13 protein-coding genes are annotated in these 14457 nt (G+C 54.9%); all 13 read right to left on the bottom strand.

Annotated elements, in window-relative coordinates:
* Window positions 1–232: 232 nt before the first annotated feature.
* The 13 genes from I1969_RS04600 to I1969_RS04540 all read right to left on the bottom strand — a co-directional run bounded on the left by I1969_RS04600 (window position 233) and on the right by I1969_RS04540 (window position 14457).
* Complete coding sequence (locus tag I1969_RS04600) at window positions 233–961, bottom strand: acyltransferase family protein (protein ID WP_324248645.1); 729 nt, start codon at window positions 959–961, stop codon at window positions 233–235.
* Between the two features lie 24 nt (window positions 962–985).
* Window positions 986–1189, bottom strand: a complete 204-nt coding sequence (locus I1969_RS04595; RefSeq protein WP_117797931.1) for a hypothetical protein — start codon at window positions 1187–1189, stop codon at window positions 986–988.
* The gene (locus tag I1969_RS04590) at window positions 1190–2407 is read right to left on the bottom strand and encodes a Coenzyme F420 hydrogenase/dehydrogenase, beta subunit C-terminal domain (protein ID WP_118225747.1); all 1218 of its coding nucleotides are present in this window, start codon (window positions 2405–2407) and stop codon (window positions 1190–1192) included.
* A gap of 8 nt (window positions 2408–2415) precedes the next feature.
* Complete coding sequence (locus I1969_RS04585) at window positions 2416–3921, bottom strand: lipopolysaccharide biosynthesis protein (RefSeq protein ID WP_195233262.1); 1506 nt, start codon at window positions 3919–3921, stop codon at window positions 2416–2418.
* Window positions 3914–4987 carry a polysaccharide pyruvyl transferase family protein gene (locus tag I1969_RS04580; RefSeq protein ID WP_195233259.1) on the bottom strand — a complete coding sequence of 358 codons (1074 nt, stop codon included), beginning with the start codon at window positions 4985–4987 and terminating at the stop codon, window positions 3914–3916. Before I1969_RS04580 ends, I1969_RS04585 begins: the two co-directional genes overlap by 8 nt.
* Before the next feature lie 2 nt (window positions 4988–4989).
* Complete coding sequence (locus I1969_RS04575) at window positions 4990–6264, bottom strand: hypothetical protein (RefSeq protein WP_195233257.1); 1275 nt, start codon at window positions 6262–6264, stop codon at window positions 4990–4992.
* A 94-nt stretch (window positions 6265–6358) separates the two neighbouring features.
* Window positions 6359–7636, bottom strand: coding sequence for a glycosyltransferase family protein (locus I1969_RS04570; protein ID WP_055287332.1), 1278 nt, complete (start codon window positions 7634–7636; stop codon window positions 6359–6361).
* 1 nt (window position 7637) lies between these two features.
* On the bottom strand, window positions 7638–8576 hold the full coding sequence (locus I1969_RS04565) for a glycosyltransferase (protein WP_082421944.1): 939 nt from the start codon (window positions 8574–8576) through the stop codon (window positions 7638–7640).
* 46 nt (window positions 8577–8622) lie between these two features.
* Window positions 8623–9696: a Coenzyme F420 hydrogenase/dehydrogenase, beta subunit C-terminal domain gene (locus I1969_RS04560; RefSeq protein ID WP_229028264.1), complete on the bottom strand. Its 1074-nt coding sequence runs from the start codon at window positions 9694–9696 to the stop codon at window positions 8623–8625.
* A gap of 58 nt (window positions 9697–9754) precedes the next feature.
* Window positions 9755–10858, bottom strand: a complete 1104-nt coding sequence (locus I1969_RS04555) for a polysaccharide pyruvyl transferase family protein (protein WP_035138275.1) — start codon at window positions 10856–10858, stop codon at window positions 9755–9757.
* Between the two features lie 72 nt (window positions 10859–10930).
* A complete protein-coding gene (locus tag I1969_RS04550; protein ID WP_195233247.1) occupies window positions 10931–12067 on the bottom strand; it encodes a radical SAM protein in 1137 nt (378 codons plus the stop codon).
* 3 nt (window positions 12068–12070) lie between these two features.
* Window positions 12071–13354, bottom strand: coding sequence for a glycosyltransferase family 4 protein (locus tag I1969_RS04545; protein ID WP_195233245.1), 1284 nt, complete (start codon window positions 13352–13354; stop codon window positions 12071–12073).
* Window positions 13354–14457 carry a glycosyltransferase family 4 protein gene (locus I1969_RS04540; protein ID WP_195233243.1) on the bottom strand — a complete coding sequence of 368 codons (1104 nt, stop codon included), beginning with the start codon at window positions 14455–14457 and terminating at the stop codon, window positions 13354–13356. Before I1969_RS04540 ends, I1969_RS04545 begins: the two co-directional genes overlap by 1 nt.

The raw sequence follows: 14457 nt of genomic DNA, 5'->3' as shown, positions 1-14457 counted from the left end.
ACTGCGGAATATGGCTACCTGAATTGCCCCTTCCATTTTTCAATGCTCGACCAAGGGAGATTGATTCCGGTTATTTCAGGTTGGTTAATCCAATCAGCCATTTTGAGTAAAAAGCCATCTTCTCGTTCGAAAACAGGAAGTCCGGTATCTTCACCGATGATCGCGTGCCAAATGTTGGTAATGGACTCACTTTGCTTCAACGCTATGAAAAGCGCCAGTATCGAAAATCAATTTATAATCCCACAATGATGTGAATTCGTTCGGGCAAATAACGACCGCAAAGTGATACAAGCGAATAAGATCCGGCAAGAGTTAGCGCCCAAACAGCAAATGTCGAAACACCAAGTGGAATGACGAATAATCCAAGCAGTTTCCAAACGGCCTTGAGAACAAGTATATGGCAGAGGTAGATTCCAAAAGAGGCGTTCCCAAGGTCAACAAGCAAAGTAGAAGATAATCGCGACTTGAATGATCCCGGAACCGCCATAAGAAGCGCGATCACAGCTAAAGAGGTCGCGGCAGAACCGAGCTTAAGCTGAGTTGTGGCCATATTGAAATCGCCATTCAAATACCACCAGAAGCCTGCGACCTCCTGAATTATTAAAAATATAAAGAGCACTGCAACAAGCTGAGTGGTTCGTCCTTCAATGAGCGCAGCCCAACGCCTCCAGTCGAGACCGAAAACATAAAAGATGAGCCACATGGGGCAGAAAACCTGTATTAGAGGCAATGCGATACCGGCAACGGCAGCGAGCTCCCTTAGAAGCAAGCAAGCCGGTGTCACAGAATAGACAAAGAACCTATACCGTGAAAGGAGCCTGAACAGTACCGGAGTAAGCAGCACAAGCTGTGAATAGACCAATAGATAGTACATCTGAGCCGATACGGAGCCCACGGCGAACGCCAGAAACCCAGACGCCCATGAAGGGCGGGAAACGCCGCAAGATAGATAACGCTCCAGAACGCATAAGGTCCGACAACCTTGCTAATGCGGCGTCGAAGACCCCCCCCCCGCATTAAATTTGCGCTCGTCGGTAAGAACACCGGATAAAAACAAGAACAACGCAACAGAAAAGTTGAGGAATGGGCGAATGGCGACCGACGCGGCACATTGAGGAAGACAGTGGATAAGCACCACTGCGGAAATCGCAAGCCCACGAAGAGCTTGAAGGTAGCGATCCTTGGCCATCTAGGCTCTCCTTCCAACGAGTCTCTTTAGTCGTCGTTTAATACCACCAAGCTTGCCGCGGACACGCTGCCAGAGAGTGGGACGGAAATCCCACTTGTCCATGAGATCTGGGATGGAAAGCCCGGCAGACACGTCGTTCAAGAACTCGTCGCGCTTTGGATAAGGCGTGACAGAATGGACGAGGCTAGGGTTGCCCGCGATTACCCCATCAAGCGTCGCCGGACCGTTTGCAGTAAGCCCAGAAATAGCCTCGAATGCCCGCACGCCCTTCTCGGTATTGCATAGGACGGCAGATACGCCCTTGGAGTTGTCAACCTCGGGATGGGTATTCTGGAACCCCCAGAAATCACCGAGCGTGATATCGGCGCCGCTGGAGCGCTTTGCTGGACATGCCAGACAGGACGAACGAAGGCTCGCATTGGCCAGAAACGCTTTCATGTACCAGTCTTTGCCGAATATCTGGGACTCGGTGTCCCCGGTGTTGTCTTTCTCCGCTATGTGCTTGTACATAGCGGAGAAAGACAACCATCCGGTTGTCTTACTCCGCATATTGACGTCGCAGACGTCCGACCCGAAGGCCTCACCACGGTAGTCGACCCAGCGCGACCAGAGCTCTGGAGACGGAACACCGTGGCAGATGACGTCGACGCCGAGGAAGAGGTCAGAGTCGGCGAGTTTCCCCAGGTATGAGCGCATGCCAGCCACCTGGCATGCAGTACCGGCAAAGAGCGCCGGCCTGCCTTCACGCAGGGCAGCGCGGACGCCCTCGAAGACGCCGCGGCCAACCGCGCTCTGAACGTATTTCGAGCGCATAACGGCGCCGAGCGCCGGCCTGTCCTCCACGAGCACGTGACGAAGCTCGCGGCAACCGTCCGTCCACGCGGCGCCCGCCACAACACCGCCGCGCGAGAGAGCGTCACCGGCGAGTAGACCGAACACGCCGCCCGACGACGATCTATCGAGCAAGCCGACGTCATGAGCCTTCGCCCAGAGGGCGAACTCGCACCCGTCCTCCCCAGGGGCGTTGAGCGCCGGGCATACGGCGTCGCACGCCCCGCAGCCTACGCACCCGGAGGCGTCGACGGTGGGGTGTAGGAAGCCACAATCATCGGGTTCCATGGAGATGCATGACTTGGGGCAGCGGGCAGCGCACGCGCCGCAGCCGCAGCAACGGTCGCCAAGCGAGACGACCCTCGGGGATTTCTCGGAATCATTCATGATGGACCCTATCTAAGGAACGGGAGACGAGAGACGACCGCGATACGTTCGTCCTTCGTTAGGACGGCGAGCCAAAGGGCTATGGCGAAAAGCGCGCTGTAAACGGCGCCCCACTCGAGGAACGCGGGCCATCCGTTGACGGGCAGGACCGCCCTGCCAGCGAGGCAGGCGACGGTGACGGCAGCCCAGGCGAGCAGCACCGGCAGGTTCCGCTTCCAGAAAAAGAGCATGTCGAGACCGACCCGCTTCTGGTAGTACCAGTTCATCCGCAGTCCGTTGCCGAGCACGATGCTGACGACATAGGCGATCGCGGGGGCCCACGGCCCCAGCGCCGGGGCGGCCGCGGCGGTGAAGGCAACGTTCCCGACCGCCATCGCAAGGTAGACGAGACTCCTGGCGTGGTGCATGTTCTTGGCCCTCTGGGTCTCGATGCCGACGTTCTGACAGAGGGGCACCATGACGGGTAGCGTCATGGCGAGCACGAGCCAGTAGGCCTCGGCGAAGCCCGGGCCCGCCCACCTCGTCACGAAAAACTTCCCGAGAATAGCGAAACCTCCGTACACCCAGCAAAACAGTACCATCTGGTAGCGGCCCACGCGCGTCATAAGGCGAGTGAGCTCGGCGTTGTCGTCCGAGGTGGCGACGATGCGGTTGACCTTCGGAATGAAGACGTTCGACATCGTGGTGGAGAGCGAGTAGAAGACCTGGCGGATGTTCACGGCCACCGCGAACAGAGATACCGCAGTCGCGGCCGAGATGGCCCCCAGCATGATGTTGGGCACGCTCTGATTGACCATCTCGCAGACCTGGTTACCGAAGATCCAGGCACTGAAGGCGGCGATGCCGCGCATGACGCCCCAGTCGGCACCCCTGAGCTCGAAGCGCATGCCCAGCACGACGATGGCGTAGCGCGCGTTGAGGGCGAGCAGGACGAGGTTCAGCGCGAGCTGTGCTAGAGCAACGCCCACGGGCCCCATACCGGCGGCCAGCAGGGCCCAGGCGCACAGCGGCGTCGCAAGCGTGGTGACGAGCTGCCTGGTCTGCTGGTAGACGAAGCGCTCGTGCGCCGTGATGTAGGAATTGAACACGACGGTGAACAACGTCGAGGCGACGTTGAGCGTCATGATGGCGAGCAGCTCCCGGGCGAGCGAGACCTGCGCCTCGGTGAACCCGGCCGAGAACACCGCGCCCGCGTTTGCGGAGAAGCCCATGCCGAGGGCGACCGCCGCGGCTGTGACGGCGACGTAAAGCGTGAGGTACATGCCGTTCAGGTGCCGGATGTCGCGCTCGCCGCCGTGCGCCACCGTCTGCGTGTAGAAGCGCACGTAGGCCTCGGAGAAGCCGAAGGACAGGAGCGTCAGCGAGAAGACAAAGGAGTTCGAACTCTGGAAGACGCCGTAGTCCGCCTGCCCCACGTAGGACAGTAGCATCGGCGTGTAGACGAGGTTGACGAGGTTCTTTGCGAGGATGTTGGCGTAGCCGAGGAGGGCGCCCGCCTTACGCTGGCTAGCCACGGGCGGCCTCCGAGGGAATGCTCAATCCACATCTATCGAGGAATTCAACAACGATCTTCCTCTGAGCTGCCAACCTGTCATACGCCTTTGAATAGTCACTCTCGAGCAGTTCCGAATTACATACGGAAAGAATTGACCGCTCAACGAAAGAAACACCCAGCTCGCTGGCTAGCGTGTCGAATCGGCTGCTTATGTCTGGACCAGTGGACTCACGAGGGCAATAAATCAGCGGCTTCCCGAACAAGATCGAGAAAATTGATCCGTGATATGAATCTGTCGCTACAAGCTTTGCGTGACGGACGGCATAGAGGAACTCTGAAGGCCCGAGGGCGTAGTAGCGCGCATCCCCTAGTAAATCGACCCTCTTGCAGCTAAGTGAATCACAGATTTCGGCAACCCTCTCTTCGTAAGCTGCACTCCCGAGGAAGTACGTCAATACATAATCATTTGGAAGCCCGCAGTGCGGCTCTTTTTCATACCTTTCCCACCAGGAGCCGTCAAACATCAGTGTTGGGTCAATCAACACCTCGGCCTTTAAGCCGTACAGACTGTTTATAAGCTCGGCGCTCTTCTGCTCACGAACGGACAGCCTATCAAACCCGTCGAAATAGCCGTGGAACAGCTCACGCTTCTCCTCGGGAATCGTCGGAGCTGCCAAGCTTGGCGAAAAAGCAATGCGCTTTTCTCTTGGCGAAAACGTGAGAAACATAGTGGAGTTAGCGTCAGGGGAATACGGAGACCAAACTTGGTCGCTCCCAGCAACGAAAAAGTCATAGGATTTAATGTCACGTGGAGGGTTGGAATCAGATATAACCTCCCGGCTAAAGGAAATGTTACGGGAATTGAAATCCTCAAACGAACGATGCCTCTGGATGTGGGCAACGGCAAGCCCCTTTGGAATGAGCGAAGCCAAAGACTTGAGCTTGTATTTGGCAGATCTCGAGTCCTTCTGTCTGAACGTAAGGACATCTGCACCCGAGAGTTTGAGAGTTTCTTGGACAGCAAGGTTCTGGAGCCTCTGCCCATAGTTGTCCCCATGCGTAAATGTGGAAATGCCTATTTTCATGTTCAAACCTGTTCTTCGTCTCTATCAATAATCAAATAGTCTGCAGCCGAGGAATTCCACGACCAAGCCAGCGCTCCACAGAGCAGCAGTAGGCACAAGCAGCAGTTCACCCTTGTAAAGCACTGCGTATACAGAAAGGTAATAAGAATTGTTAGCAAAAGGAGCAAACGAACAATCCGGCCATTAGATCCTTTTTCCTGCTCCATAAACTCACTAACCACGGAGTGGAAAAACGCTACATACGCTGCCGTCTCCCAAACCCCCATGAGAATCAAGAAAGACCCCATATCCGCTTGACCAAAGTGGTTAAACGACATGAACCCGGACGCGTAGAAGCTTGAGGCTCCAAGACCCTCTCCGAGACTCCATGTAGCCGGTCTCAAGAGAGCGAAGCCGATGATAGCAATCCTCTCGTTACTGCCGTCGGCAGCAGTACCGACGGAAGCTGAACTGCCAACCATATCGAACAGACCAAACACTTGCGTATCCACGAGGATCTGGAACGCAGGCACCAAGGCGTATGCAATTGTCAGGATAAAATACAAGGCGACAAGCCAAAAGAAGGGACCCGAAACATCCGCTTCTCCTCTCATGACTGAAATAAGCCAGAACATCACTAAAACGAGAGGAAGGATTATGAAGAGCGCCTTATTATCGTTGAGTGTCGCAAGATAGAAGGACAGGACGATAAGGCAGACGTTGTAAGCGATGGCAAGGGATGGCCAGAGAGGACCCCGAAGCCTCCTAATCCAGACGAAGTTGTAGAGCACGACGAATGAAGTGTAAAGGGCCACCGCATGGACGGACGCATAAGAGAACAGGCCGGAGATATTGTCCTCGAAGTAACCGATGTCGTTCGTTGTCGCAGCGATCATCCCATGGGTAGAGTACTGGATAAACATGATCGCCATATTGAGAAGCAATATGGCGTTGAAGACCGGAAAACCTGCATCAAAGAGTCCAAGAAGAAAATCCCTCTTGTTAGTGACCAAAAGAAAGAAGTAAAGCGTATAGACAAACGGGTAGAGGAGCAGCAAAATATTCGCCCTAAACGTTTCCATATTGCCACCCAAGAGGGCACCAGACAGCCACCCTGCAACGGTAATCAGCCCAAGTAGTAGCGCTCTACCGCTATATTTCCATCCGGAGAAGAGCGCCCTCACGCAAATCATGCCGGTAATTACCCAGTTGAGGTATCGCCCCAGACCATAGTACTCAAGGAAGAAAACCTGCGCCAAGATACCTATAACGATCGTCGCATCCGCCAGGTCACCCATGCAAACGGTTAGAACGCCTTGCTTATTAGGGAGATACCAACGACCTCTTCGACCAGCCCGCTCCTCCGCTTTATTTATAACGAGCCTCGCATGCCTATGATCTTGCATTGAGTACCTCCAGCAGCACACGTTCAATCAGCCTCGTGTGCATGTGAACTCCCGTGTTGAGACCTACCGAGGAGCATGGAAGCAGGTCTACGATCTCATCTGAATCGACAAGATCGAGCGGACCAGGCTTTCCGCTCCTGAAACGATTGACCTCCCTGATAAGCCGGCTCTTATCCCTAAACAGCCCGATTAGCTCCTCCTCGTTATTCAGCACCAAACCGGACCCATGCTCAACGACAAAGTCGGCGACATTGCCTGCACATGCACTCGAAATCGTATAAGCGTTTGCGGAGTAAGATTCCATACAGGTGTAGCTATAGGTCTCTGGACAAGATGGCCACATGACAACGATGGCAATCTCGCACTCCCTGAGAGAGTCGGTCATGGCATTTGGGTGCTTCTCATCAAATTCGACAAACCGCTTGTTCATCCCTGGATACATATCGTTCGAGCTGTTGAAGACGAAGAACTCGTACTCTTGTTCATCGACCGCAGATACGAGGCGAAGCCAGGTCTCCCAGCCCTTTGTCTTCCTCGGCATCCCCAGAAAGGCAACCCTGATGCGCTCCCCTGCGTTCAGAGGACGTCTGTTGCCCAGATACTCTCCAAGCAGCTTTTGGTGCGGTATTACATCAACAAGGCCCTCGTATTGGGGCCTGAATGAGAGAAACCGATTCTTCGTATAGGTCGAAGGTGCAACAAAACGGAGATTTTTGATGGAGTCAAACAGCCCTTGGATCTTCGACTCCACACGAAGGCTGTTACTGAAGTGGGGGCATTTCTCGCAGGGAGCGTCGCCGAGCCTTGAGCTGTCACAAAAGCCGCTCCTATTTTGGAGGTTATAGCTTGTACAACACAGGTAATAGTCGTGGAGAAAGGCCCTGACCGGTGTTTTGCCTGTAACTTTTAGCAGTTCGGAGACTTTCTCAAGGCTCACGTACAGAAGGTGGTGGATATGAAGCTCAAGAAGGCTGAAGCCGCTTTTTTGCCAGCTGCAAAGGGCCTCGCACACCTGGGCAATACTGAAAACACCAGCCTCCACCCCGTCGACCGTAACCCCGAATTCGCAAAATAGCATCTGGTCGTCCCTGAACAGGGTCTTCTTAACCGAGTGGAGATAGACGTAACTTATGCCGTGCGACGCCATGGCCTGCTGACTCGCCATAATAGCCTTTGGGGTGCCGGTCTTGTCCTTGAGATAGTCGCAAAAGGCAAGCGCTAGGACGTACCCACTATTGTGCGGTTTGGGGATGCTTTTACTCATATCATCGCTTCCCAAACAAGAGGAGAGATCTATTGAAAAGGCCCTCTTGTAGACTGCCGAAATTCAGCCTCGAAGAGAAAGAAACCCTGCACCTAGCCATGAAAGAAGCGTCCATTTTCGATACCAACTCTCCAAGAGCACGCTCTGGAGGAAGAATGCAGTCGGAATAAGTTGAAAGAAGTCCAGTAACTTGCTTTGCAAGAGTAATCTCTCGCGGATGACAAAAACTATTGATTTTCTCAATCACTTTAGATGGTAAATCAGTACTCACACCGACCACATTACGACCATGCTGGCGATATCCCATATGAGGAGAAGCATCGAAAACAATCCGATAACCCAGCAGCACGCATAGATTAGCTATCAGCTTATCATGCATGATGACGGGATGGGGCAGCTCATGCAAGCAAACAACTTCCCAAATACGCCTATCAAATACTTGCGTACATCCCATAGGTGACCCAATGCAAAGCTGGTTGAGAGGGTCGTTATCTCGATAAGATATGCACCTTTGTTGCCCATAGGTTAACCGGCCCATCTCATTACCAGCTGAATCTACAAGTCTTGAATTGCAATGATAAAGAGCCAAATTCTCCTGCTTCTTAAGCTGTTTAATCGCAGTTATCAGTTTATCGCTATCCCAAATATCATCTTGGTCGGAAAACGCATAGTAATCAGCTTCGGGAGCATTCCGCAACAACGTCAAAAACCCTAAAGCAGGTCCTAGGTTTTCTCCTGTTAACAAAGTCAGACTGCCCTCATCTGCATAGCGCTGCAGAAGATCACGAGTACCATCAGATGACCCGTCATCACGGACAAAAAGACGTACGTCAACTTCAGCCTGCGAGAGAATGCTGTCAATTTGTTCTGAAATAAATGGGATGCCGTTGTATGACGCCATTAATACGACGCACTTTGGCACCTTGGAATTACTCAACATATGGATTACCTTATCATTAATGCCTAAAGCAAACGCTCTCGATGTGTTAACCCCTGAGCAAACCCAGTGCAAGCAGTATATCCTTGACCAAGTACTTGGCGCAGTCTTTTGGCCTCGCCCTGAGAACGAGTCGGTTAACCCGTACCCCGTTACGAAAGCCGTCCATAAAGGTATTTCTTTCTATAGGCTTCGTCGAAGGACGTTGAAGCTGTTCATTGTTGGCCACAGCTAGACCAGGATCAACCGGCAAAAGCTCAAGGTCCGTCATTTCTAACAGTTCTCGACCCTTGTCTGTCTGCACAAGTGCGAGGGATATCCCGTTCGCGACCTCATCAGAAAGCTCGCTACCCCATGAATCGCCAAGCGTAATATCGGAGACACGATCACCCTTGGCGTAGCGGCAGGAGTAGCAGCCTTCCGTATACGGTAAACCCGAGAGGAAAGCAATCGAGTAGCGATCGCGGACACCCGTCCTACCCACAGTTTCAGCTCCGCGATAGCGGAGCTGATACTGGACTTTCTTTCGAAAGTCCAGTATCAGCTCATTAGACAGGTTGTTACCTGTCTCTTCCAAGAATCGGCTCAGGACCTTGGGGGACGGTGAACCATGACAGATAAGGTCGATGGTGTAAAGGGAATCGGCTAAACGGCTTCCAACGAAGTTACGCATCGCAGCAACCTGACAAGGAAGACCGATAAAGAGAACCCTTTGACCACCTTGCAGGGCCTCCCTAACCTCGCGGTACGCACCAAGCGGATTGCTTTTGACGTATTTGGAGCCTTGGGCCCTCCTCAAGTAATCCGCATCAGAAGTGAGGTGGAACCGGAACTCACCGCCCTCCTGTGCACATGAACACACTAATCCATTTGACGCCACAAACGCCTCCGAGATGGCCGTAGCCAGACCCCCGGACGAAGATGACATTCTGAGCGATGTATCTTTCGCCCACCCCTGTAGCCACTCGAGAGGACGCAACGAAGATGGGGATACCATCTGGGGACACGTTTTCTCGCACAGTCCACATCCCACGCACCTTGTAGGATCAATACGGGCGTTATACGCCTCAATCGTATCCTCAATGGCAATCGCTCCATGTCGGCATGAATCGACGCAGGCCATACAGCCAGCGCACATATCCTTCTTGCATACCGTCCTAGTGCCAACGTTTGACAATGCCCTACTCCTCAATCATGCTCTTGAGCTGCGCTAGGGACTTCTCCCTCTCCGCACCCATCACGTCGTTGACCCGACCAAAGTCAATCTGCTTGGATGCTAACTCGACATCATCTAGATTCTGAAGCACTCTGTCCGTGAGGTCCGTGAGTCGCAGAATACTCACGTTCCTGCTCGAGGTTCCGTTCTTGGGCAGCACTTCTACCAGCGGCGTATTGAGATTTATGGCAAAAGCCGTACCGTGGAACGAGTCCGTGACTAGGCATGCTGCGTTGTCGACATACGAGAGAAACTCAGCAAGCGTCGGCAGCCACTTGAACTTGCCCTCGCGTGAGGCCTGGTGCAGGCTTGCTGAGATCCGTATCAGGGGCAAGCCAAGCTTTTTGGCAACCTTCACGGCGTACTGCCCCACCGTCGGGTCGCTGTGAATCTGGTAGACGAGGATGTATTCGCCCTTCGGGGCAGGTGCCGCCATCCTTCTCCACGCCTCGCCATCAAGCAGCAGCGTGGGATCGACAACCTGTCCGGCCTCTATGCCCCACGAGGCAAGCTGCTCGCGCGCGGCATCCTCGCGTACGAACACGGCCTCATATGCTCGAAGGTCCTCGAGAAACCTGGGGCGCACGCTATCCGGGATATTCTTCTTACCAAAGCTTGCCGCATATGAGATGCGCCTTGCGCCCTCGGGAGCAAACTCAAGCGCGTATGACAGGTCGTATGCGCCCGAGCTGATGGGACCCCACACCTGATCGCTTCCAGTCATATAGACATCGGCCTTGGGCGGATTAGCCTTCAGCTCCTCCAGGGATGCATAGTGAGGGCTCATCTTAAGCAGCTGGGAACGCTCACGCGCAAACCGCTTGCCCGCCACCCTTGTCTCAGGCTCCATCAGAAGTCTGTAGACAGACTTCTTCAACGGGTTCCCGTTCCAGGACGGCTTTGTCGAAAGAAGCGTCCTCACCTGCTGGGATACGTCCTCACAAGCAGGTACATAGTCCATAATCTCGAACTCATGCCCCAAGCTCTCTACCGCTCGTTGTGTCGCATATGCCTGGAGCAGGGAGCCATAATTAGAGATTGCGTGCCTGGTTATGCAGGATACTTTCACGTGTTTCCTCCGATTGATATCGAGCAACCGCTATTTCTGAATTTTTGCATTCGATTTTTCCACCCGGCTGCACTACAGCGCCTCCTCAGTCTCGTACACGTGCGCGTCGGCTCGGCTTGCGTCGGAAAGGCCGTCGTTGATCGCGGCGTGCATGTCACAGGTGGAAAGAGCGTCCAGCTCCTCCTTCGTCACCTTGCCCGACTCGTAGTCGCGCACGATGGGGAGCTCGTGCATGTCGAACTTCTTGCCGGGCTTGAGCTTGTGCGCCAGCACCCACGACGCGGGTTTCCAGATGTACTTGTGCATGGCAGGAGACACGGAGCCGATCATCCAGCAGTTGCGGTCGCAGTGGCGCACGCAGCCGCGCACTTTCTCGGCCTGGGCGCTCTCCCACAGCTCATCCCAAGACTCGTCGTTAAGGTTGCCCATAACGAGCTTCTCCTTGGTGCCGTTGCAGGGCATGACGTCGCCGTAGGGGTCGATGAAGAACGTGTCGAACGCCATATCGCACGGGAGCAGGCGCTTCTGCCCATAGATGTAGTTGATGAGGCCCATGTTGAAGTACGCGCGGAACCACTTCTTGGGCTCGTTGGACTTGAGGAGCTCGTTTACCAGGTCCTCGAAGTTCTGGGCCACCATGGGACGGTCCTTGATGATGTTCTTCGCCTCGACAAAGTAGAAGCTGTTGTGCAGGCTGGCGGTGGCGAACTCCATGCCGAGCTCGTCGGAAAGCTTGTACAGCGGCACCAAGTCCGCAGCGTTGCGATCCTGCACCGTCATGCCAAAGCCCACGTCCGGGTGCTTCATTTCCACGAGCTTCTTGAGCGTCTCGTAGCCGCGGTTGAAGCCGTTCTGGAGACCGCGGATCTCATCGTTGGTCTGCTGCAGACCCTCGATGGAGATGCGGATTCCCACCTGGGGGAATTCCTCGGCAAGGGAGATGATGCGGTCGGTGAAGAAGCCGTTGGTGGAGATGACGATGCGGTCGGACTTCTTGTACAGCTCGCGCACGATATCCGCAAGGTCGGTCCTGATGAAGGGCTCGCCACCGGTGATGTTGGTGAAGTACATGCGCGGGAGCTTCTTGATCACGTCGAGGGAGAGCTCCTCCTCCGGACGGCTGGGAGCCTTGTAGCGGTTGCACATGGTGCAGCGCGCGTTGCAGCGGTACGTTACGATTACGGTTCCGTTGAGTTTCTTCTCGGCCATGGGTTAGGCCACCACCTTCCGGTCTATTAGTTCTTGATACAGGGAGACGAGATTCCGGATGTATTTCTCTTGATTACAGTTCTCTGCCACGAATGAACGGCAATGCGCGCTCATCGCGGCGTAAGCCGCAGGATCGGCGGCCACCGCCGCACCCCTACGGATTGCATCTGCGAGTCCTGCCTCATCGTGGGCTTCAGCCAGGAAGCCCGTTTCACCCTCACGTACCAGCTCGGGTATTCCGCCCATGTTCGTACCGATAACGGGCTTGCCCGCGGCGAGTGCCTCGAGAACCGCATATGGCGCGTTCTCGAGGCACTCTGACGGCGCAGCCGCCAGAGTGGCTCGATTCACAAGTCCGCGCAGGGCGTCACCGGTTTTATATCCAACCAGCTCAATCCTCGAGCTTATTTCGTTTGGCATTGCGGAAACTTTGACCTTCACAGCATCACATTCAGGGCCATCGCCTGCAATAACAAGACGCCAATCAGGGATCACCGGTGCCGCCTTCTCAAAAGCATGCACGAGCGTTAACACGCCTTTCTCGCGAGAAAGGCGTCCCAGATACAGCATGTAGGGATCTTCATTATTTTGGTTGGCAACTTCCCGTGACATCGAATCGGGATTCAGGAAATTCCGCATGAGGACAAGCTGACGCTCGGGAAGCCCCGCTTCAATAAACTTGTTCCGCATGAACTCACTCGGGCAGATGATGCGATCGAGACGTGAATAGGTTTTGTGCCGTTTAAGCCACTCCGCCTCAGCCACCGCTAACGCGCTTTTTGCGATCGAACCCTTTACGCACTTCTTCTTAAGGCAATTGCCAAAATGACCCCCGAGACACGAATCGCAAACGTTGCCCTCGGAATCAAGCATAAGATAGCTCGGGCAAGCAAGAATCAAGTCGTGCGAGGTATACACAACCGGCGTTGGATGCTGCTTTAGCCAAGGAGCGTCCAAGATGGAAAACGTAATCTGCCTATGAGTGAGATTGAGATGGATTACATCGGGCTGGAATTCACGGCACAGCGCATCGAACTTCTCGCGCGCCTCTTTGGAATACACAAGTGCCTGCGCGGCCTTCGCCTTATCGACAATAGAGCTCGGTCCGTTATAGTCGCGATTCGTTACAAAGTAACGCGACCACTCAGTCGGCTCATTACGCTCATCCTCCATGCTGAAGAAGGCAACTTCATGCCCAAGAGCGCGAAGACCATCGGCAAGAGCAAAGTAGTACGTCTCGCTTCCACCCTTGCGCCAATGAAACTTATTTACAAGAAGGATCTTCATTACGCAACATCCTCATACAAAGCAAGCGTCCTTTGGACGACGCTGTTCCAGTCATAGCCATTAATCGCGCGGTCACGTGCCATGGCGCCCAGCCTCTCCGCTTGGGCAGAATCCGCTATCAGGCCTTCAAGCACGTCGCGCAGCGCCCCCGCGTCTCCGTGTGGGAACGTGAGCCCACAACCCTGCAGAACATCCGCGCACTCGGGAATATCCGAGGTAACGCATGCCGCACCGTGAGACATGGCCTCCAGCAAGCTCATGGGCAGGCCCTCAACGTCGGAGGGGAGCGCGTAGCAATACGCGTTGGAGTACAGCTCGGAGAGCAGGTTGCCCTCAACGTGGCCGGTAAAGAGCGCGCGGGGGTCGGACGCGGCAGCCTCTTTGAGCGCCACGGCGTAGTCGTCCGTATCGGAGGAGTCGCCCGCGATAACCAGGCGCTTATCCGTCTTTACCTGCTTGTACGCCTCCACCAACAGTTCCGGTCGCTTCTCGGGCACAATGCGACCGAGGTAGAGGACATAGGAGCCCTGGGTGAGCCCCAAGCGCTCGGAGATCTCCTTCGCGGGAAGATCCGCCTCGGGAGTGATGCCGTTGGGAATGAGCGTAGCCTCGCGGCCGTAAGCCTCCTTGAAGTACTCCTGATTGCCCCGGGAAAGCACGATGAGCGCATCCGCGCACTTGGCCGCCGTCGCCTCGCCGAACTTGATGTACTTGGAAGCCAAGCCGCCCCATTTTGCACGCTGCCAGTCCAGGCCGTGGATCGTTGCCACGGTCCTGATGTCCGCGGAACGCGCAAAACGAAGGGGGACGCACGGCCCCTCTGCGTGATAGTGAATTACGTCTGCCCCGTCTTTGATGGCGGCCCTTGTTGCGGCAAAGCTGCTCGTGAGCGCAGAGAGCCCCTTGATGTCCAGAGCCTTTACGGGAACGATGCGGTAGCCATCCTTCTCGTAGGGCTCGGAAGGAGCTCCTTCGCCCATACGGTCGTAGCAGGTTACTTGGTGACCAAGGTCTGCCATACGGCGAGCAAGCTCGCCTACCACCACTTCTACGCCGCCCTCGCGCGAACCCGTTCTCTTTTGGCCTATCATGGCGATGCGCAT

The sequence above is a fragment of the Collinsella aerofaciens genome (assembly GCF_015548375.1).
Classification (GTDB): domain Bacteria; phylum Actinomycetota; class Coriobacteriia; order Coriobacteriales; family Coriobacteriaceae; genus Collinsella; species Collinsella aerofaciens_AB.
Note: the sequence above shows the minus strand (reverse complement) of the source record. Positions and strands in the feature narration are given on the sequence as shown.

Excerpts from the sequence above, each read along its gene's own strand:
- I1969_RS04560 (WP_229028264.1), bottom strand. The coding sequence starts at position 9,696 with ATGGCCTGCGTCGATTCATGCCGACATGGAGCGATTGCCATTGAGGAT.
- I1969_RS04565 (WP_082421944.1), bottom strand. The coding sequence starts at position 8,576 with ATGTTGAGTAATTCCAAGGTGCCAAAGTGCGTCGTATTAATGGCGTCA.
- I1969_RS04540 (WP_195233243.1), bottom strand. The coding sequence starts at position 14,457 with ATGCGCATCGCCATGATAGGCCAAAAGAGAACGGGTTCGCGCGAGGGC.
- I1969_RS04545 (WP_195233245.1), bottom strand. The coding sequence starts at position 13,354 with ATGAAGATCCTTCTTGTAAATAAGTTTCATTGGCGCAAGGGTGGAAGC.
- I1969_RS04580 (WP_195233259.1), bottom strand. The coding sequence starts at position 4,987 with ATGAAAATAGGCATTTCCACATTTACGCATGGGGACAACTATGGGCAG.
- I1969_RS04590 (WP_118225747.1), bottom strand. The coding sequence starts at position 2,407 with ATGAATGATTCCGAGAAATCCCCGAGGGTCGTCTCGCTTGGCGACCGT.
- I1969_RS04575 (WP_195233257.1), bottom strand. The coding sequence starts at position 6,264 with ATGGGTGACCTGGCGGATGCGACGATCGTTATAGGTATCTTGGCGCAG.
- I1969_RS04570 (WP_055287332.1), bottom strand. The coding sequence starts at position 7,636 with ATGAGTAAAAGCATCCCCAAACCGCACAATAGTGGGTACGTCCTAGCG.
- I1969_RS04550 (WP_195233247.1), bottom strand. The coding sequence starts at position 12,067 with ATGGCCGAGAAGAAACTCAACGGAACCGTAATCGTAACGTACCGCTGC.
- I1969_RS04595 (WP_117797931.1), bottom strand. The coding sequence starts at position 1,189 with ATGGCCAAGGATCGCTACCTTCAAGCTCTTCGTGGGCTTGCGATTTCC.